The 18913-nt window shown below is 65.2% G+C and carries 22 protein-coding genes and 1 pseudogene; 12 read left to right on the top strand and 11 right to left on the bottom strand.

Annotation, left to right across the window (positions count from 1 at the left end; all coding sequences use genetic code 11):
- The 3 genes and pseudogenes from aspA to AC1DRE_RS20905 all read right to left on the bottom strand — a co-directional run.
- Window positions 1-281: pseudogene (gene aspA / locus AC1DRE_RS20915) on the bottom strand (aspartate ammonia-lyase); the annotation flags it as partial.
- A gap of 217 nt (window positions 282-498) precedes the next feature.
- Window positions 499-1227 (bottom strand): FadR/GntR family transcriptional regulator, encoded by a 729-nt coding sequence (locus AC1DRE_RS20910; protein WP_476986418.1) that lies wholly within the window; start codon window positions 1225-1227, stop codon window positions 499-501.
- A gap of 130 nt (window positions 1228-1357) precedes the next feature.
- Window positions 1358-1609 carry a DUF2630 family protein gene (locus AC1DRE_RS20905; protein WP_476986417.1) on the bottom strand — a complete coding sequence of 84 codons (252 nt, stop codon included), beginning with the start codon at window positions 1607-1609 and terminating at the stop codon, window positions 1358-1360.
- A 236-nt stretch (window positions 1610-1845) separates the two neighbouring features.
- Between AC1DRE_RS20905 and AC1DRE_RS20900 the strand changes: the two genes are divergently transcribed.
- Genes AC1DRE_RS20900 through AC1DRE_RS20885 form a run of 4 tightly spaced genes read left to right on the top strand, consistent with a single transcriptional unit; the run spans window position 1846 to window position 6587 of the window.
- Complete coding sequence (locus AC1DRE_RS20900; protein WP_476986416.1) at window positions 1846-3300, top strand: GntP family permease; 1455 nt, start codon at window positions 1846-1848, stop codon at window positions 3298-3300.
- A 46-nt stretch (window positions 3301-3346) separates the two neighbouring features.
- Window positions 3347-4597, top strand: coding sequence for a CaiB/BaiF CoA transferase family protein (locus tag AC1DRE_RS20895; protein WP_476986415.1), 1251 nt, complete (start codon window positions 3347-3349; stop codon window positions 4595-4597).
- The gene (locus AC1DRE_RS20890; protein ID WP_476986414.1) at window positions 4594-5592 is read left to right on the top strand and encodes a beta/alpha barrel domain-containing protein; all 999 of its coding nucleotides are present in this window, start codon (window positions 4594-4596) and stop codon (window positions 5590-5592) included. Before AC1DRE_RS20895 ends, AC1DRE_RS20890 begins: the two co-directional genes overlap by 4 nt.
- Before the next feature lie 2 nt (window positions 5593-5594).
- Window positions 5595-6587 (top strand): 2-hydroxyacid dehydrogenase, encoded by a 993-nt coding sequence (locus AC1DRE_RS20885; protein WP_476986413.1) that lies wholly within the window; start codon window positions 5595-5597, stop codon window positions 6585-6587.
- Window positions 6588-6653: 66 nt separating this feature from the next.
- On the opposite strand, the gene AC1DRE_RS20880 is transcribed toward AC1DRE_RS20885, so the two are convergent.
- Both AC1DRE_RS20880 and AC1DRE_RS20875 read right to left on the bottom strand, forming a co-directional pair.
- On the bottom strand, window positions 6654-7445 hold the full coding sequence (locus AC1DRE_RS20880) for an IclR family transcriptional regulator (RefSeq protein WP_476986412.1): 792 nt from the start codon (window positions 7443-7445) through the stop codon (window positions 6654-6656).
- A gap of 122 nt (window positions 7446-7567) precedes the next feature.
- The gene (locus tag AC1DRE_RS20875) at window positions 7568-8362 is read right to left on the bottom strand and encodes a carbon-nitrogen hydrolase family protein (protein ID WP_476986411.1); all 795 of its coding nucleotides are present in this window, start codon (window positions 8360-8362) and stop codon (window positions 7568-7570) included.
- 32 nt (window positions 8363-8394) lie between these two features.
- Here AC1DRE_RS20875 and AC1DRE_RS20870 point away from each other — a divergent pair, with 32 nt between their 5' ends.
- Window positions 8395-9051, top strand: coding sequence for a GntR family transcriptional regulator (locus AC1DRE_RS20870; RefSeq protein WP_476986410.1), 657 nt, complete (start codon window positions 8395-8397; stop codon window positions 9049-9051).
- A gap of 112 nt (window positions 9052-9163) precedes the next feature.
- Here the strand turns inward: AC1DRE_RS20870 and AC1DRE_RS20865 are convergent, their stop codons facing one another.
- A complete protein-coding gene (locus AC1DRE_RS20865; protein ID WP_476986423.1) occupies window positions 9164-10555 on the bottom strand; it encodes an MFS transporter in 1392 nt (463 codons plus the stop codon).
- A gap of 149 nt (window positions 10556-10704) precedes the next feature.
- Between AC1DRE_RS20865 and AC1DRE_RS20860 the strand changes: the two genes are divergently transcribed.
- On the top strand, window positions 10705-11445 hold the full coding sequence (locus tag AC1DRE_RS20860; RefSeq protein WP_476986409.1) for a DUF2848 domain-containing protein: 741 nt from the start codon (window positions 10705-10707) through the stop codon (window positions 11443-11445).
- Here AC1DRE_RS20860 and AC1DRE_RS20855 read toward each other — a convergent pair.
- Window positions 11402-12214, bottom strand: coding sequence for a DeoR/GlpR family DNA-binding transcription regulator (locus AC1DRE_RS20855; RefSeq protein WP_476986408.1), 813 nt, complete (start codon window positions 12212-12214; stop codon window positions 11402-11404). The two genes, AC1DRE_RS20860 and AC1DRE_RS20855, sit on opposite strands and share 44 nt — an antisense overlap.
- A gap of 91 nt (window positions 12215-12305) precedes the next feature.
- Here AC1DRE_RS20855 and AC1DRE_RS20850 point away from each other — a divergent pair, with 91 nt between their 5' ends.
- The 5 genes from AC1DRE_RS20850 (at window position 12306) to AC1DRE_RS20830 (ending at window position 16482) form a co-directional block, all read left to right on the top strand.
- Window positions 12306-12953, top strand: a complete 648-nt coding sequence (locus AC1DRE_RS20850) for a bifunctional 4-hydroxy-2-oxoglutarate aldolase/2-dehydro-3-deoxy-phosphogluconate aldolase (RefSeq protein WP_476986407.1) — start codon at window positions 12306-12308, stop codon at window positions 12951-12953.
- A 56-nt stretch (window positions 12954-13009) separates the two neighbouring features.
- The gene (locus AC1DRE_RS20845) at window positions 13010-14305 is read left to right on the top strand and encodes an MFS transporter (protein ID WP_476986406.1); all 1296 of its coding nucleotides are present in this window, start codon (window positions 13010-13012) and stop codon (window positions 14303-14305) included.
- Window positions 14306-14356: 51 nt separating this feature from the next.
- On the top strand, window positions 14357-14944 hold the full coding sequence (locus tag AC1DRE_RS20840; RefSeq protein ID WP_476986405.1) for a P-loop nucleotide/nucleoside kinase family protein: 588 nt from the start codon (window positions 14357-14359) through the stop codon (window positions 14942-14944).
- A gap of 226 nt (window positions 14945-15170) precedes the next feature.
- A complete protein-coding gene (locus tag AC1DRE_RS20835) occupies window positions 15171-15782 on the top strand; it encodes an NADPH-dependent FMN reductase (RefSeq protein ID WP_476986404.1) in 612 nt (203 codons plus the stop codon).
- A gap of 97 nt (window positions 15783-15879) precedes the next feature.
- A complete protein-coding gene (locus AC1DRE_RS20830; protein ID WP_476986403.1) occupies window positions 15880-16482 on the top strand; it encodes a DnaJ family domain-containing protein in 603 nt (200 codons plus the stop codon).
- Between the two features lie 30 nt (window positions 16483-16512).
- On the opposite strand, the gene AC1DRE_RS20825 is transcribed toward AC1DRE_RS20830, so the two are convergent.
- The 3 genes from AC1DRE_RS20825 to AC1DRE_RS20815 all read right to left on the bottom strand — a co-directional run bounded on the left by AC1DRE_RS20825 (window position 16513) and on the right by AC1DRE_RS20815 (window position 17750).
- Complete coding sequence (locus tag AC1DRE_RS20825) at window positions 16513-17154, bottom strand: NADPH-dependent F420 reductase (protein ID WP_476986402.1); 642 nt, start codon at window positions 17152-17154, stop codon at window positions 16513-16515.
- A 71-nt stretch (window positions 17155-17225) separates the two neighbouring features.
- Window positions 17226-17540: a DUF6221 family protein gene (locus AC1DRE_RS20820; protein WP_476986401.1), complete on the bottom strand. Its 315-nt coding sequence runs from the start codon at window positions 17538-17540 to the stop codon at window positions 17226-17228.
- A gap of 6 nt (window positions 17541-17546) precedes the next feature.
- Window positions 17547-17750, bottom strand: coding sequence for a pentapeptide repeat-containing protein (locus AC1DRE_RS20815; RefSeq protein ID WP_476986400.1), 204 nt, complete (start codon window positions 17748-17750; stop codon window positions 17547-17549).
- 135 nt (window positions 17751-17885) lie between these two features.
- Here AC1DRE_RS20815 and AC1DRE_RS20810 point away from each other — a divergent pair, with 135 nt between their 5' ends.
- On the top strand, window positions 17886-18290 hold the full coding sequence (locus AC1DRE_RS20810) for a hypothetical protein (RefSeq protein ID WP_476986399.1): 405 nt from the start codon (window positions 17886-17888) through the stop codon (window positions 18288-18290).
- Between the two features lie 89 nt (window positions 18291-18379).
- Here AC1DRE_RS20810 and AC1DRE_RS20805 read toward each other — a convergent pair whose 3' ends face one another.
- Window positions 18380-18664, bottom strand: a complete 285-nt coding sequence (locus AC1DRE_RS20805; RefSeq protein WP_476986398.1) for a DUF1540 domain-containing protein — start codon at window positions 18662-18664, stop codon at window positions 18380-18382.
- Window positions 18665-18913 lie beyond the last annotated feature (249 nt).

Raw genomic sequence — 18913 nt, 5'->3', positions numbered from 1 at the left:
AGGTGTCCGTTCATGATGTCGGTGCAGGCCTGTTCGATCGCGTCGGCCCGTTCGGGGTCCAGGAGGCCGAGTTCGCGGTTGGTGCGGGCGGCGGCGAGTTTCACGGCGGCGAGGCCGCGGACCAGGTACATGTTCGTGGACAGCGGCTGGCCGGTGATGGGGAAGTTCTCCACGGCCCTGAGGGTGTGTACGCCCCAGTACGCGGCGGCGGGGATGTCCCGGTCCCCGAGGAGGTCGTGTTCGGAGCGGGTGTCCGGGGCGGTATCGGCAATGGTGGTCATGGGGTCCTCACAGGGCTTCGTTGACGGGGCGTGGACGGGAATTTTGGACGGCAATTTTGAACGCAGGAATGTGGACGGCAAAAATTTGGGCATAAGAATCCAGGGCTTGGGTGATTCCGTTGCCAGGCCGTCGGGCATGGCGGCTCCACGGCAAGGAGCCCGCGGGGCTTACGGCGGTTAGGGCAGGTCAGGGAAACGTGGAAGTCGGGCTTAGGGTTTAGCGCGTATGGCCGGCCCTGGAGTGGTCGCTTCCGGGGACGATGGTGCCCAGGGCGCATTCGACCCCGTGCAAATGCATCCTCATGGCCTGGGATGCTTCCTCGGCCGATCCGCTCTCGATGGCAGCGAAAATGCGGGCGTGTTCCTCACCCGATTCCTTGCGCCGGTCAGCCACCAGGTTGAGCGTGTTCGACTGGTTGGCCATGGCGTCGCAGATATCCGACAGGAAGGATTCGAACACGCCGTTGCCGCTGCAGCGGGCGATGGTCACGTGGAACTCGGTGTTCAACAGCACCCACTGCTGGAGATCGTCCTCCACGGACATTTCCCGCAGGATTTCCCGGAGAGCCTCCAGGTCTTCGCTGCTGCGGCGTTCGGCGGCCAGGCCAGCGGCAGGCACTTCCACATGGGGGCGTGCCTCCACGAGGGCGCTGGCCGAGTACTTGCCGAGCTTAAGGTCCTGGGCCACCTTGTCAGCGATGACGAAGGTGCCTTTCCCCGTGTGGGTGGCGGTCAGCCCCAAGGCGGTGCAGGAACGCAGTGCCTCCCTGACCATCGTGCGGCTCACGCCGTACTGCTTGGCGAGCGATGCCTCCGAATCGAGGCGGGTGCCCACCGGGATCCTGCCGCCTTCGATGGCGCTGCGGAGGGATGCGAAAACCGCTTCAGCCGCGCCAACGCGTACCACTCGATCTTGTGCAGCTGTCCAGCTGTCCAACAGGTCCATATAAAGACTATGGCACCTGTCACAGAGCCTGTCAAAGGTCTCCCGAAATGTCGGGCTGGGGAACGGCGCCAGATGGTCTCACGGTGCATCACGGAATGCCGGCCCCATTTGATGGGTCAGCCTTGACGAGTCAGCCGCGGTAGTCCTCCACCTGCTTGACCGGCCGCGGCTCTGCCTCGTTCGGATTCTCCCCGTACTGCCGCTTGGCCCGCCGTTGCCGCAGTAGGTCCCAGCACTGATCCAGGTCCTCTTCAATGCGCTTGAGCCGAGTGCGGTCGGGGGTGTGCTCGGGGCCGGGCGCGGCGGATTCCGCTTTTTCGCGAAGCTCGCGTTCCTCCTCAACGAGGCTTTGGATGCGGTGCAGTATGTCCTGTTCGTCCACGATGTCCTTCTTCCTGGATGAGGGGTTACATGTCAGGTTAGTGATGTGCCCTGCGCCTGACCAGAGCATTGCCTGTTCATGCTTCATCGGCGGCAAGAATGTCTGGCTTCTACGTTCGGGTCTTGCATTGTGGGTTTAATCCCATAATATGGGTGGAGCGCTGTGTCGCTCATCACCCTCTCTCTCGACCTGTTCCAAGCCTTCAAGGTCGAAGGCCCAACGATCGGATCCCCCTTATGTCAGACATCGCTGTCTTGATCAACACGGCCGTGGCGGTCCTCGCCGCGGTGGTGCTGATTGTGCGCTTCAAGGTCAACCCTGTAATCGCCCTCGTGATCGGCTCGGTGTATCTCGGGCTGGCCGCCGGTCTGGGCGTGGAAAAAACCGTCAAGACAATCACCGCCGGATTTGGCGAGATCATGGTGGACGTGGGCCTCCTCATTGCCTTCGGCGTCCTGATGGGCTCCATCCTGAACCAGACCGGCGCCATCCGGCGCCTCGTGGAACACCTGCTGAACACGTTCGGTCCGAAGCGCCTGCCCTACACCATGGGCCTAGCCATCGGGACCCTGCTCCAGTCCATCTTCCTGGACGTCCTGCTTGTCATTTCAGCCCCCTTGGCCCGCAAGCTGGCGCCGAGAATCGGCAAACTCGGCACCGCGCGGATGGCGACGGCCATGGCCATTGCCCTTGAATGCGGCATTGTCTTCACGGTTCCCGGCGTGGCATCGCTCGCCCTGGCCGGCCTGCTCAACGTGCCCCTCGGCAAGATGCTCCTGTTCGGCCTGCTCCTGGTCATTCCGACCATCATCATTTCCATTGCCATCATGACGTTCCTCTTCCGCCGCGGCTTCTGGAATGAAGCCAAGGACGAAGACCACACCTTCGTCGAGGAGGAAGACCGGGAGGGTGAGGAGGAAACGTACGACGGCGGCGCGAAGCCGGCCCCAGCCGCCGGTCTTCAGCCGGCGGGCGGCGAGGCCGCCAACGGGACCGGCCTGAAGACAGGAAACGGAGCCGTGGCAGTAGCCGAACGCGAAACCAGGCAATTCTCCCTGCTCCTGCTCTTCGCCCCGCTCCTGGTCTCACTGCTGCTCATCGGCGCCGGTGCCATCCTGGAGATTCTCAAAATTGACGCCGAGTGGATGAAGCTCCTGGGTGAGCCGGTCATTGCGCTCCTCATCGGGCTGATCGGCACCAGCCTTGTGGCCCGTTCAGCCGTCGGCCAGAAGCGGGTGGAAGAGGCCATTACGGTGGGCTTCAAGGAAAGCGGACAGATCCTGATTCTGACCGGCGTCGGCGGATCCCTGGCCGCCACCGTCGCGGCCGCAGGCCTCGGCGACATCCTCGGCGGCCTTTTCTCGGCGAGCACCGTAGCCCCGCTCCTCGTTGTCTGGGCCATTGCCGCTGTGCTGCACATCGCCGTCGGCTCGGTCACCCTGTCCGCCATCACCGCCGCAGGGCTGCTGGCACCGATCGCCCCGGCCATCGGCCTGGACCCCGTCCTCCTCGCCCTGGCAGCCGGCGCCGGTTCGCTGTTCATGGTCCACGTCACCAGCAACACCTTCTGGCTCCTGCAGTCCCTGCTGGGCCAGAGCGTGAGGGGCGCGCTGAAATCGGTGACCGTCGGGGTTTCGGTGGCGTCCGTCGTCGCGATCCTGCTTATCCTGCCGATGAGCCTCCTGTTCTAACCGAACGCCGCCCCGCACGAAGTACGCTACGAAAAAAGGAAACCCGATGACACAGACACGCATTGCGCCGCTCGAGGGCGTCCGCGTCCTCGAACTTGGAAACTACATCGCCGCGCCCACGGCAGGGCGGATGCTTGCCGATTTCGGTGCGGAGGTCATCAAGGTGGAGCGGCCGGGGACCGGCGATGAGTTGCGCAACTGGCGCCTGCACAAGGGCGATACGTCCATGCTGTACCGGACCATCAACCGCAACAAGAAGTCGGTGGTGCTGGACCTGCGCACCGAGGCCGGCAAAAAGGCGGTGCTCGCACTCGTCGCCAAATCGGACATCCTGTTGGAAAACTTCCGGCCGGGCACGCTCGAACGGTGGGGCCTCGGCCCGGACGTGCTTAACCAAGCCAACCCGGACCTCATCATCACCCGCATCTCGGCCTTCGGACAGACGGGGCCGCTGTCCGAGCGGCCCGGCTTCGCCGCCGTCGCCGAAGCGTACGGAGGCTTCCGTAACCTTGTGGGCGACCCCGACCGCCCGCCAGTCCGCGTCGGAGTGTCGATCGGGGACTCCATCGCCGGCCTCTACGCCGCCTTCGGCTCGATGATGAGCCTGTACCAAAGGGAGGCACGACGCCGGGACGCCGCCGGTGCCGTGCCGCTCACCGAGCGGATCATCGACGTCGCGCTGAACGAGGCGATGTTCTCCATGATGGAATCCCTCATTCCGGACTACCAGGCGTATGGCGTGGACCGGCAGCGTGTGGGCGGTCGGATGGAAGGGATCGCACCCTCCAATGCGTACATCTGCAAGGATGGCGCCAGCATCGTGGTGGCCGGCAACGGAGACTCGATCTACCAGCGGTACATGGAGACCGTCGGGCGCCCGGACCTGGCCGCCGACCCGGCGCTGCAAAGCAATGCCGGCCGCTGGGCCCGGCGTGAAGAACTTGACCAGGCCATCGGTGCGTGGACGGGGCAGTTGGGGGCCGCCGACGCCCTGGCGGCCCTCGATGCCGCCGGGGTTCCGGCCGGTCCCATCTACACCGCGGCGGACATCAGCAACGACAGTCAGTACGCGGCACGGAACATGATCCAGAAGTTCGATGTCTCCACCGGGGCGGAGATCCTGCCGGGCGTGGGCTTCCCCGGCATTGTTCCGGTGATCGGTGACCAGTCGCTGCCCATCCGGAACCTCGGCCCTGACCTGGGCGAAAACACCAACGAAATCCTCGGCGGGCTCCTGGGGATGGACGACGCAGAAATCAGCGCGGCATCGGGCCGCAAGGAGGCACTTCAGGCATGACACAACCTTCAAACCCCAGCGACTTTTCTCCTGCCGCTGAAATGGGCAGCGCCATCCTGCGGGATGTCACCCTGCGGGACGGGCTCCAGCTCACCGGGAAACTCCTCTCCACCGGGCGGAAGGTCGAAACGGTCCGGGAGCTGCTGCGCCTGGGCGTTCCGTCTATCGAGCTGGGCTCCATGGCCCGCGCGGACCTCGTCCCCACCATGGCCAACACGCTCGAAGTGGTCCAGGCCCTCACTCCCGAGGAACTGGAAAAGTGCTGGATCTGGGTGGCCACCCCCGGGCATGTGGCCAAGGCCGCGGCCGCCGGGGCACGGAACTTCCAGTACTGCCTCTCGGCCTCGGACTCGCACAACAAAGCGAACATCGGCCGCACCACGGACGAAAGCCTGGCTGCACTGCCGCAGGCGGTGGAGTACACCCGCGCCGTCGGCGGACAGATCCAGCTGTGCATTGCGACGTCGTTCACGTGCCCCTTCGAGGGAACGGTGCCGGAGGAACGGGTACTGTCCATCGCCAACGACCCGCGCGCCGCGGGAACCACGGACATCGTGCTCTGCGACACCCTTGGCCAAGCCATCCCCGCGCAGGTCTCCGGGCTGATCCGACGCGTTCGCGACGAGTCTCCGGCGCGGCGCATCGTCTATCACGGCCACGACACCTGGGGACTCGGCGTGGCCAACACCCTCGCCGCCATTCAGGCCGGCGCCGCCATGGTGGACGGCGCCCTGGGCGGACTGGGCGGCTGCCCGTTTGCCCCGGGGGCCAGCGGAAACACGTCCAGCGAGGACATCCTGTTCGCAACCCGTCCCGGCTGGCTGACCACGGAAAGATTCGCCGGAATGGTGGGCCTCTCCGAGAAGCTGCTCGCGGAATTGGGAGAACCCAACCGCTCCAAAGCTGCCCAGGGTGCCCGTTCCAAAGCGCCTGCCTTCGAATGGGTCATCCGGGCGGACAATGCCGCCGCGCCCTCCGGCATCGGAGGCAACTGAGGATGGCCAACAGTTTCCTGGTGACCACGGCGATCCCTGATCCCGGGCTTCAACTGTTGGGCGGGGCCGGCCGGGTCACCGTTCTGCCCGAACCTCCCGACTACGGGACCCTGGCGGCGCTGTGCGCCTCAGGCGATTTCGACGTCGTCCTCACGCAGTTGCGCGACGTGATCGATGCGCCGCTGCTGGCCGACGCGAGATTGAAAGGGGTATCCAACTTCGCCGTCGGGTACAACAACATCGACGTGGACGCCGCCACCCGCCACGGCATCATCGTGGGCAACACCCCCGGAGTGCTGACGGACGCCACGGCGGATATCGCCATGCTGCTGATCCTCGGCACCGCCCGGCGCGTGGTGGAAGCGGACCGGTTCGTGCGCGCCGGCAAATTCCAGGGCTGGGAACCCGAGCTCCTCCTGGGCCGGGACGTGTCCGGTGCCGTGCTGGGCCTCGCCGGGTTCGGCAGGATCGCCCGCGCCACGGCGCGGCGTGCCCTGGGCTTCGGCATGGAGGTGGTCTTCTCGCCGCGGCCGCCGGGCGACCGTCCTGTCAGCGGTGAAGAACTCGGCGAGTTCGCGGGCAAGGTCCGGCAGGTGCCGTGGGCGGAACTCGTGGAACGGAGCGATTTCCTGTCCGTGCACGTGCCGCTGAACGGCCAGACCCGTCACCTGGTGGACGCGGACGTGCTGCGCCGCATGAAGCCTGACGCCATCCTGATCAACACGGCCCGCGGGCCGGTCGTGCACGAGGCAGCACTCGTGGAGGCGCTGCGGGATGGCGTTATCGCCGGTGCCGGGCTGGACGTCTTCGAGGACGAACCCAGGCTGGCGCCCGGCCTGGCCGAACTGCCCAATACGGTCCTGCTGCCGCACGTGGGCAGCGCCACGGTGCCCGTCCGGAGCGAAATGGCCCGGCTAAGCGCGCTGAACGCAGTGGCCATCGCCGAGGGGCGTGTGCCGCCGCACGCAGTCAACCCGCTGGCAATGTCCCGCTAATCCCTGCAGGGGCCGTTCCCGGTTCCGTGCCGGACGATCCGTGAAGAGGGCGGTTTCCTGGCGGTGTCACACCTCGCCAGGAAGCCGGCCGCCGATCAGTCTGGTCATATGCTCGGCTGTTGCAAGAAGCGGTTCCACCCATGCCTCGCAGGTCTCCAGCGGCATCCGCAGGGTGGGCCCGCTGATGGTCAGCGCCCCGACCAAACCGGCCGCCGAGTCGAAAACCGGTGCGGAAAGACCGGAGGCACCGTCTTCCCGCTCACCAACCGTGATGGCGAACCCGTCCCTCCGGGTCGTCTTCACTGCAGCTTCCAGATCCTCGGAACTGGTAATCGTGGACTCGGTGATCGATTCCAAAGGATCGCGAAGAACGGCGTCCATCAGGTCCTCATCCCAGGCCAGGAGGACGCGGCCCGCGGAACCGGCGTGGAGCGGGAGGAGCTTGCCCAGGTGCATTTCTCGGCGAAGCGCATGGCGTGTTTCTGCAATGGCCACGCACACGCGGTAATGCTGCTCTGCCTTGAAGAAGCACGCGGTCTCGCCTGTGGTGTCCCGAAGAGTCTTGAGAACGGGGCTGATCACGTCCAGGACCTCCATACCCCGCGTGGCCGGGGCTGCCCAGAATGCCATGCGCATCCCGATGCGGTACGCGTCTTCCTCCCGGTCCAGGAAGCCCTGGGACGTCAGGTTGGTGACAAGGCGCTGGACCGTGGAGTTGGGCATTCCCGTGAACTCACGGATGTCGGACAGGGAGAGTACCGGCCGGGACAATGAGAACGCGTCCAGGATGGACGAGATTTTTGCGAGGACCAGCAAAGTGTTGCTGTTGGACTTCGCGGAAGAATCGGTGGCCGACATAGGACTCACGCTAGACGGTGGCCGGACCCCGGTCCAATCCCGGCTTAGGAAGAGCGGACGACGGCGGGAGGTCCCGCCGTCGTCCGCTCAAGTAGGTGCCTCAGGCGCTGGAAGATCCGGGACTAGAAAGTCCGTGCGTTCGCGAGCACCGGCAGTTTGCCGCGGACGTCCGTGATGATTGCAGGGTCGATGTCGACCACGGCCAGTTCAGGCCTGGCGCCCAAGGCAACCAGCGGGGAGCCGAGTGGGGACACCACGGCACTGTGGCCGATCCCGGTGGGGGCGGCACCGGCGGACGGCAGGCCGATGCTGGCGGGGTCACCCTGCCCGCAGGCCACCACGAAGGTGGTGCTGTCCACGGCGCGGGCGCGGACCAGCAGGTCCCACTGCTCCGCTTTTCCTTCGCCGGCCCCCCAGGATGCGCAGACGATGTTGACCTGGGCGCCGGCCCGGGCGTTTGCCGTGAACAACGCGGGGAAGCGCACGTCGTAACAGGTCGCGAGGCCGATCACCGTGCCGTTGAGGTTGAAGGTCACCGGTGACGTGCCGGCGTCCACGGAATCGGATTCGGCGAAACCAAACGCATCAAAGAGATGGATTTTGTCGTAGGAGGTCTCGATGCCCGGGCCGGTGACCAGCAGGGTGTTCCGCACGCGGCCGCCCTCGCCCGGGGTGAACATGCCCGCCACCACGGTGATGTCCAGCTCGCGGGCAATGCTGCGGACGGCGGTGGCCCATGGCCCGTCCAGCGGCTCGGCGATGTCCGCCAGGTTGTTGCCGAAAGCGCGCATCGCCGCTTCCGGGAACACCACCAGTTCAGCTCCGGCGGCTTTGGCCCGCATCGCGTATTCTCGAATCAGCTCCAGGTTGGCGGCCAGATCGGCTCCGGTGATGATTTGGGCCACTGCTAAACGCATGAAATTACTCCAGTCTGTTGTATACATGATGTATGCGAAAAAGTTCGGGGACAGCGGCGTCCGGCCGCGAGAAGGCGTACGCGTACCTGCGGGAACATGTCTTGATTGACCCGCAGGTGCAGGGGAAGTTCCTGAACGAGCAGGAGCTGGCCGCCGAGATCGGCGTTTCGCGCACTCCGGTCCGGGAAGCGCTCCTGCTGCTCGTCTCCGACGGCCTGGTGGAACTGATTCCGCAGCGCGGAGCCTACGTTCCGCCGGTGACTGGCCGCGAGATGTCGGAGCTGATGGAACTCCGGGGTGTGCTGGAAAGCCATGCCGCCCGCCTGGTGATCGAACACCGCAGCGTTCCTGCGCAGACGATGCAGGACACCTTGGACCAGCAGGCCCGGCTCCCCGAGCAGCTGAACCCGGAGGCTGCGCAGGAATTCATCCGGCTGGACACCCTCTTCCACCAGCAGCTGATCGACGCCGCAGGCAATGAGCTCATCTCCCGCACGTACAGCAAACTGCATGTCCGGCAGATCCTGGTGGGCGTGTCCGCCCTGTTCCGCACCGGCGGACGGCGCGGGCAGGTGTGCGCCGAACACCAGGACATCCTCGATGCCCTGGTGTCCGGCGACGCGGTGAAGGCGCAGGCGGCCATCGACCATCACCTGGCGGTCACCCGGGACATCCTGCTCCGCACCTAATGGAGTTTTTGTCCACATAACGCGAGTTGAAGGGCGTTTTGGACGCATTATGTGGACAAAAACTCCGGTCGGCTTAGCTGGATTCGTCAGTTGGCTTTGTTAGTTTGAGTCGTCAGCTGGCTTGGCCGGTGGCCGCCTGCTGGCGCGCTTCCGCGGATCCTTCGAGCAGCAGGCGGTAGTCCTCGTCTTCCACGGTGTTGGAATCCCGGCCGAGCGCCAGTCCCACCGCCGTGACGGCAGCGGCCACGGCCACGTAGATGGCCACCGGGATCCAGGTTCCGAACTGGGCCAGCAGCAGCGTGAACATCAGGGGTGCGATGGCGCCGCCGATCACACCGGCGAAGGTGTAGGCGAGTGAGCTGCCCGTGGAGCGCAGCCGCGGGGAGAACTGCTCCACGATGAAGGCTGCCTGCGGGCCGTACATGAACGAGTGCGCCATGAGGCCGATGACGATGCCCACGATCAGCATCGGTTCGTTGTCCCCGCCCAGGATGCCAAAGAAGATGAACGTCCACACAGCGCCCACCACTGCCGCGGTGCCGTAGACCAGCCGGCGGTTGAAGCGGTCGGACACTGCGCCGGCCAGCGGGATCATGAAGAGTTGGAACGCGGAGCCGATCAGGACGGCGGTGAGGACCTGGTTGCGTTCGTAGCCGAGGGACTGGATGCCGTAGGTAAGGGTGAAAACGGTGAACAGGGCGTAGAGCACATCCGGGCCCACGCGGCACAGGGTGGCGGCGATCAGCGGGCGGAGCTCTCTGCGGAAGACTTCGTAGACGGGGGCGCTGGGCTGTTCCCCGTGCGCCGCGATCGCCTTGAAGATGGGGGTGTCTTCCAGCCGGAGCCTGATCCAGAGCCCGAAACCGACCAGCAGGGCCGAAACCAGGAAGGCGATGCGCCAGCCGAAGCTGATGAACTGCTCTTCAGTCAGCATCAGTGTGAGAACAGCCAGGGCGCCATTTGCCAGCAGGTTGCCCGCGGGCGGGCCCACCTGGGCAGCGGACGCCCAGAAGCCCCGGCGGTGCGGATCGCCGTATTCGCTGGAGAGCAGCACGGCGCCGCCCCATTCGCCGCCCACACCCACGCCCTGGGCGAAGCGCAACAGCACCAGGATGATCGGGGCGGTGATGCCGATGCTGTCGTAGCCCGGCAGCACACCGATCAGGACGGTGGCCACACCAATGATCATCAGGGTTGCCACCAGGACCTTCTTGCGGCCGATCCGGTCGCCCAGCCGGCCGAAGATGATGCCGCCGACCGGGCGGGACACGTAGCCCACCGCATAGGTGGAGAAGGCCAGGATGGTGCCGGTCAGGGGATCGGTTGACGGGAAGAAGACGATGGGAAATACGACGGCGGCCGCGGCCGAGTAGACGGCGAAGTCGTACCACTCGAGGGCGGTGCCGGTGAGGCTGGCGGCGAAGGCCTTGTACAGGCCCTTGGGATGAATCGGCTTGTCCGGACGCGGCGCTGCGCCGGAAGCCGGAACTGGGACGTTGGCCATGGTGTTGTCCTCCACGAGATGTTTACGGGTGACGCCTGTCACGCTGGCGTTAAATGTATACATTACGCATACTGGATGTACATTGGCGACTGTTTCCGGTTTCCGGTTTGTAAATTTCTCCAGCAGGACACGCAAAGGATGGACAGAACATGACGACTCTGAGCTTCGAACTTCCCGACGGCAGCACCCGGAAAGTGCAGGTCAAGCACCTCCTGAACGCCGGCTATGCAGGGCGGGAGCAGGAAGAAGTGCAGGCACACATTGCCGAACTGGCCGAGCTGGGAGTTCCCGGCCCCGCCACCACGCCGGCGCTGTACCCGGTCTCGCCGTACCTCGCGCAGCAGGTTTCCGAAGTCCGCGTGCAGCACGGCCGGACGTCCGGGGAGGCCGAGTGGGCGTTGGTCATCACCGAGGACGGAGTGCTCCTTACCGTGGCCTGCGACCACACCGACCGCGAGCTTGAGGTTCACGGTGTGGCCTGGAGCAAGAATGCGAGCCCTGACGTTCTGGGCCGCAAGGCCTGGCTGCTGGATGACGTGCGGGACCACCTGGACCAGATCACGCTGAAAGGATGGGTGGGGGCGGGCGACACTCCGGACACGCTCATCCAGGACAGCTCGTTGGCCGCATTGCTCAGCCCTGACTACTGGCTGGACGTGCTCGCTGAGCGGGGCCTCAACGAGCCCGGCACGGTCCTCATCTCGGGCACCGTGGCCATGACCCACGGCGTGGACCAGTTCGCCCGCAGCTGGAAGGTGGAAATGGCGGATCCTGTCACCGGCGCCTCGGTTGCGGGAACTTCCCGCCGTCGCCCGCTCCTGTTTGGCTGTGGAGCACTGCCGGCATTTAGGCCGTCGCCGCCTTGCTTAGCGAAGCCACGTGCACGGTGACGCCCAGGTCCCGGATGTTTTCCTGCATTTCCTGGGGCAGCTGGTCGTCGGTGACCACGGCGTCCAGCTTTTCGAGCGGGGCCACATTGAACTTGGACACCGTGCCGAACTTGGTGCTGTCCGCCAGCAGAAAACACGACGACGATGCCTCCAGCGCGGCAAGCTTGACCTCCACCTTGTCCATGGAGGGCGTGGTGACGCCGCGCGACATGTTCCAGGTGCCGGTGCTGAGGAAGAACAGGTCGATGTTGATGGACTTGATGGCGTCCGCGGCGATGCGCCCGCTGCTGGAGGCGCTGGACGGATCCACCACCCCGCCGGTGTGGATCGTCTCGACGTTGGGGTACGCGAACAGGCTGGTGACCACGTAAAAGTCGTTGGTCACCACTGTGATGTTCTTACGTCCGCCGAGGTACGGCACCACCGACTGACAGGTGGTGCCGGCATCCAGGAACACCACCATGTCGTCCTCGACGAACTCCGCCGCGAGCTCGGCGATGGCCTGTTTGCGGGGGAGTTCCAGCTGCGCCCTGAATTCGCGTTCCCGCGGCGGTTCCTGGCCGGTCCAGTCAGCGAGCCTCACACCGCCCTGGACGGAAACCACCTGGCCGAGGTCCTCCAGGGCGGTGATGTCCCGGCGGACGGTCATGTGGGAGACGTTCATGTAGTCCGTGAGGCTCCGGATGCTCAGGACGCCTTCGCGCCGGAGCAGCCGGAGAATCTCCTGGTGGCGCTGCTCGGGGATCAGCGGTCGTGCTGTGGGACTCACGCGGGGCTCCTTCGGGACGTCGTCACCACCATCTTAACAACTTTTCACAGACTGTTCCGATTTGTGAATATTTGGGGTAATCTCTTAATTGATGTTAAACAAATTTGAGACCCTAGAGACCATCGTCCGAACCGGAGCCCTGCTTATCGCCCGGCTGGATTCGGCCGACGAGGCCTACCGCGTTGCCGAGGCCGCCATCGAAGGCGGCATCCGCGCCGTCGAAGTCCCGTTGACCGTTCCCGGTGCGCTCGGCGTGATCGAGCGCCTCGCCGACAAGTACGGCGACCACGGAATTGTGGTGGGCGCCGGCACCGTGCTCGACGCCGAAGCAGCCTACGCCTCGGTGTCTGCCGGGGCGCGGCTGCTCGTCAGCCCGCAGCTGAACCCCAACATGATCGCCACCGCCAACCGGTACCAGGCGGTCACCGCCAGCGGCGCGTTCACCCCCACCGAGGTGCTCAACACGCTCGAAGCCGGGGCGGACATCGTCAAGCTGTTCCCCGCCGAACTCGGCGGTCCAGCCTACGTAAAAACCATCATGGCGCCCCTTCCGCAGGCACCCATCATGCCGTCCGGCGGGGTGACCCCGGCGAACGTCAGCGCCTGGTTCGCCGCGGGCGTAACCGCCGTCGGCGTCGGCAGCTTTGTCACCAAAGCAGCCCAAAATGACGGCGATTACGGGCTCGTGACCCAGGCGGCGCGGACGTTCCTCGCTGCAATCGACGACGCCCGGCGCTAAGGCCGGACACCCCAGACCGACAGCCACTGTCGCCAGAACACAAAGGAGTGAGCTGCATGAGCCAAGCTTCAGCAGAAATCCATACATCCGAGGAGAAGCCGTTGAAGAGCGTCCGGATCAGGTGGTACCTGATCGCGCTGCTGGTCATCGGCGGCATCATCAACTACCTGGACCGCAACAACCTCAGCATCGCGAACACCACCATCGCCAAGGAGTTCGGCCTCAACACCCTGCAGATGGGCCTGTTGCTTTCGGCATTCTCCTGGCCCTACGCCATCGCGAACCTTCCCGCCGGCTACCTGGTGGACCGGTTCGGGCCCAAGCGCATGTTCGCCTGGGCAGCGGGCCTGTGGTCCATCGTGTCCATGCTGTCCGCCCTGGCCAACTCCTTCGGTTTCCTCTACGCCGCACGTGTTGCGCTGGGCATCGCAGAATCCCCGTTCTTCACGTCCGGGCTCAAGGTGGCCGACAAGTGGTTCAACAAGACCGAGCGTGCCCTCCCTGTATCAATCGTTAACACCGGATCACAGATCGCCAACGCGATTGCTCCGCCGCTGCTGACGTTCCTGATGCTCACCATGAGCTGGCGCGGGATGTTCGTCGTCATCGGCGCCCTGGGCATCGTCATTGCCCTGGTCTGGCTCCGGATCTACCGCGATCCCACGATGAAGGAGCAGTTCATCATCAAGGGCGCGGAGTTTGAGGAACAGCAGAAGCCGAAGGAAAAGCAGGCCGGCTGGGGCGAACTCCTCAAGCAGAAGAACACCTGGTTCATGGTCCTCGGCGCGTTCGGCATCTTCTACACCGTGTGGGTGTACCTCACCTGGCTGCCCAGCTACCTCCAGACCGCGCGCGGCTTCAGCCTGAGCCAGATCGGCTGGCTCGCAGGGCTGCCGTTCCTGTGCGGCGTCATCGGTGTGCTGGCTGGCGGCATTCTCTCCGGCAAGCTGATCAAGCGCGGAGTCCCCACCGTTACCGCCCGGAAGATCCCGATCGTGGGCGGAGCGCTCGTCGCCGCTGCCGCGGTGCTTCCCGTGGCCTACGTCGAGAACACTGCGCTGGCCATCGTGCTGCTGTCCGTCGGTTACTTCGCGGCGCAGGTCCCCATCGGCGTGCTGTGGACGCTTGCCTCGGACATTGCGGAATCCAACCAGGTGGCATCCCTGGGCGCCATCCAGAACTTCGGCGGGTTCCTCGGCGCCGCCGTGGCACCGATTGTCACCGGCTTCATCCTCAACGAGACCGGCGGCAACTATACGCTGGTATTCCTGATCGGCGGCGTGCTGCTGATCGTCGGTGCGCTCTCCTACGGCATCTTCGTCAAGGACCGCCGCCCGGCCACCGCGGCGTAGCCGCTGCTTCAGGTTTACGGTTCAGGTTCAAGTTCAAGGAAGAACAGGCAGTTGACTACCACCATCCCCAAAGTGTTCTTTGTGATCGGCCCGGCCGGCTCCGGAAAGTCCAGCGTCAGCCGGCTCATCGCCCGGCGGTTCGGGGCGGCATACATCGACAAGGACACCGCCACCATCCGGTTCACCGAGCTGCTGCTCAAACTCAACAACTCGGACCCCAACGAGCGGGACAACAACGAGTTCTACCAGACCAAAATCATGCCCCTGGAGTACGCGTCCATCCTGGACCTCACCCGGGATAACCTGATGGCCGGCAACTCCGTGGTGCTGGACGCTCCGTTCGGCAAGTTCTTTCCTGACGACGATTACCTGTCCAAGGTTCGTGTCCAGCACGAATGGCCGGAGGCGGAGCTGGTGGTGGTGCACGTCCGGCTGGCAGGTGAGGCGCTCCGCCAGCGCCTGATTGCGCGCGGGTACCCGAGGGACGAGTGGAAGCTTTCCAACTGGGAGACGTTCTGGGCGGGGGCGCAGGCCAACTCCTGCCACTGGAAGGAAGCCCGCCACGTGGACTTCGACAACAGCGCCGCCGCGGCGGACATCACCGACTTCGCGTCGGCGCTGACTTCCGGGGCGGCCTGAGGCCGGCGGGGCGCAGCTTCCAAGCACAACAAAATACACCTAGGAGGACGACGGCGGTTCATACCGCCGTCGTCCTCTTGCGTTTGTTCCACCGGCGACCCCGCCCCCTAACCTCTGGCCGACACCCGCGTTCTGTGCTGGACTGTCTGGTGGGCTTCGCCTGAGACGGGCAGCGCCCACCAGTCGGCCCGCCGGCCCAGACCGGCCCAAGGAAGGGATCTGCTTCATGGCAACGTTCAAGATCGGTTACTTCGTCGGAAGCCTGGCCCGCGGCTCCATCAACCGCACCCTCGCCAACGCCCTGATCAAGCTGGCTCCCGGGGACCTTGAGTTCACCGAGATCCCCATCAAGGACCTCCCGCTGTACAGCTATGACTACGACGCCGATTTTCCGCCGGCAGGCCGGGCGTTGAAGGAAGCCATCGAGGGTTCGGACGGCATCCTGTTCGTGTCGCCGGAATACAACCGCTCCATCCCCGGGGCGCTCAAGAATGCCATCGACTGGGGATCCCGTCCGTGGGGCACCAACTCCTTCGCCCGCAAGCCCACCGGCATCATCGGCGCCTCGCCGGGCAGCATCGGCACAGCCGTGATGCAGTCCTCCATGCGCGCCGTCCTCAGCTTCCTCGACGCACCGCAGCTCAACGCCCCCGAGGCCTACGTTAAGTTCAACCCCGCCGTCTTCGCCGACGACGGAACGGTCACCGACGAGGGCACCGCGGACTTCCTGCGCCACTACATGGAGGAATACGGGGCCTTCGTGGAACGGGTGCTCGCCGCCAACGCGCCCGGACACATCGGCGACCTCAAACCGGACGCCGCCAAGCTCTCCCGTTAGCGGGAAATGGCCGCAGTCCTGCGTTATTGAAACTTGCCCGGGGCCTCTGAATACTGGAAGGCAGGCTATCCAGGATCGGCCCGGGGACGGTGGGAACATGCCCAGTGAAGAAGCGGGTGGCGCGTTCAGGCGCCGGGTGGAACGTGCCGCCGAACTGCGCGCCGTCCGCGCCACCGGCATGACGGCCCACGAGGAAGCTGAGCTCACCGCTGCCGAGGAAAAGGAACGGGAAAAGCGCCGCAAGGTGGATGACGGCAGACGGGCCGAATACCTGATCAGGGACGCCATGGCACAGGGGAAGTTCGACAACCTGAAGTACGCCGGCAAACCCATCCCCGGGCTGGGCGAGGGCTACGATCCGGACTGGTGGGTCAAGGGACTGATCCAGCGCGAGAACATCACGGGCATGGGGCCGAAAGCCATCCTCCTGCGCACAGAGGACGCCGAGCTGGATGGCAGGCTGGACGCCCAATACTCGGAGAAGCAGGTCCGCGACATCCTGCAGGACTTTAACAGGCGGGTGATCGATGCCCGACGCCAGCTACAGGGCGGTCCGCCCGTGGTTACCAAGACCCGAGACGTAGACGCCGAAGTGGAACGATGGCATGAACGCCGGGCGGCAGCAGCCGCAGCCACGCCGCCACCGGAGCCTGAAACAAAGCGCTCCTGGTGGCGGCGGATCCGGGACGGCAGCACGTGAGAACCCGGGCCTGGTCGTTAGATCTCAGGGTCAGATGGTGCGGGGAGCCCGGGCGAGGTTCTCGGTGAGCTCGGCCGCGTTCTGGCGCACGACGTACGCCGGGCGGTCGCGTTCCACCCGCCAACTTTCGGACAGCGGGCCGATGTTGACCGTGTCGAAGCCGAACTCGTCGTAGAACCTGGTCACCAGTTCAGCCGCTTCGGGATAGTCGCTGGCCGTGGCAAGCGCGCGGCGGTTTGCTGTGCCTGCAGGCGCCCCGTCGGTGGCGATCTCCTTTGCCATGATGTGGTTGAAGCCCTTGGCCACCTTGGACGTGGGAAGGTGCTTCTGCAGCAAGCCGGACGTCGTGGCCTGGCCGCTGTCGAGCTCCGGGAACCGGCCGTCCCGCTCCCAGTAGTAGTTGTTCGTGTCAATCACGATCTTGCCCTCCAACGGCGGCACCGGAAGGTCCCCGATGCTCCCGAGCGGCACGGTCACGACGGCGAAGTCGCCGGCCGCGGCCGCTTCCGCCGGAGTTGCCGCCCGGGCCCGGGGTCCCAGTTCCGCCACGAGGCCCGTCAGTGTTTCCGGTCCCCGCGAGTTGCTGATGACCACGTCATAGCCGAGCTGCACCGCCTTGCGGGCAATCTGGCTTCCAATGTGTCCTGCACCGATGATTCCAATTGTTGTCATGTCCGGGCCAACGCCACTCCGGCGGAGGATATTTCACCGCGTGTAATAAATCGTTATGACCAGGCAGCGGCCTACAGCCAGTCCTCCTCGAAATCCGGATGGTCCGCGTAAGGCAATGCCAGCGCCTTCAGTGAACGCGTGGTCCATTCGATGGCCTCCGGAATCCAGCGGGACTCCTCCTCGAACGGGTCGCTGACCATGGTGGCCAGCGCCGTCTGCCGGGCCGATTCGACAATGCGGATGACCCTCTTCTTCGCCTCGCACTCCAGCAACAGGCGGTGTTCGTACCACTTGCCTGATTCGGAGACCGTGCGGTCGCTCAGGATCTTGCGGGCCGCGGCCTCGTCCTCCCTGATGCGCTCGGACAGGAATTCGACGATGTCCACAACCGTTCAGCCGCCGGCAGCCGCCACGTCCGGGGCGCCTGTGATATCGGCGCCTGTGATGTCGGCGCCTGTGATGTCGGCGCCTGTGATGTCGGCACCTTCGGCCGGATCCTGCGAATGCATCCTGATATCCCTCGGATCAGCGTTCTCGTCGCCCTCGGCCGGAGCTTCACTGTGGACACGCTCCGACGCCTGTGGGTTCTCGCTCATGTCCGCTCCTTTTGCTGTGGTTCCTGTTGTGAATTGGTGGACGCCCACTACTGATCATCTAGCCCCGAAGCCGCAGGGCTGTCAAGGAGGACAATAGGGTCCATCGGATGACGGCCCACGCGAAGGAGCATTACGGTGTCAGACACGAACGGACCACGGCGAGCGGCGCAACAGATGCAGGAAGCGGCCCGCTACCTGGCCCGCGCTGCCAGGAACCTGGACGCACCCTCGGACAGCCACGAGATCCTCCGCAGCCTCCAGGAAACGCAGGGTTCCATCGCCCAGACAATCAGGGAACTGGCCCAATGGCACCGTGCAGCGGCGGCGGGGACGCACTACTCCCGCCCGCACAACGAAAGTGCCCGCGGAGTCATGACCGCGGTGTCCGAACTGGACCTGGCGGCCCAGGAGGCCGACGCCCTGCAGGAGACACTCAACCGGGCACACGGCGGCAGTAGCGTGGTGAACTGGCTGGAGACACCCGACACCGAGGCGACTGAACCGGAAACCCAGGAGCCGGAAAGGCCCCGCAACGACTGACGGCCCCGACCTGCCGGGCGGTCCGGAACGCAAGAGGACGACGGCGGGAAGTCCCGCCGTCGTCCTCTGCTATCAGTTAGTGGTGCCCGCTAGGCGTGCGAGTAGGTGAGGCAGTCCGCATTGTCGGCGCCGGGTCCCACATGGACTTCGGTCGCCTTGCACATCAGATGGTCGTTGTGGATGCATTCCGAGCGCTGGCAGGCTCCGACGTCGGCCAGGACCTTGGGCAGGCCGCCGTGCATGCCGGTGTCGATGAAGGTGGCGCAGGATGCATGATCCTGGGTCCCGCCCACCGTGATGGCGGCGGCGTTGCAATTCGAATGGTCGTTGAAGGAACAGTTGGAAACGCTGCAGTCTGCGACGTGCGTTGTCATGAGAAAGGATCCTCCGTGTCTCGGCTGCCCGGTCGGGCGGCTCCCTGTGACCACGGTAGGCCTGTTCGGTCCGATCAAAAAGACCCAAACGTGTGACCTAATTGTCCAGGCGCGGCGGTTAGGGCATTACGGCCTATGGTCCGGCGGAGCCCCGCTTCCTAGAATGTAAGTAGGGCCGACGGCACGACTCCCGGCATGTCCGGGGGGCCTTCCCAAACCGCCGCCGGCCCCTCAATCCCGGGCCCCACG

Source organism: Arthrobacter sp. P4_H3 (assembly GCF_056400885.1).
This window is presented reverse-complemented; position numbering and strand designations above follow the sequence as displayed.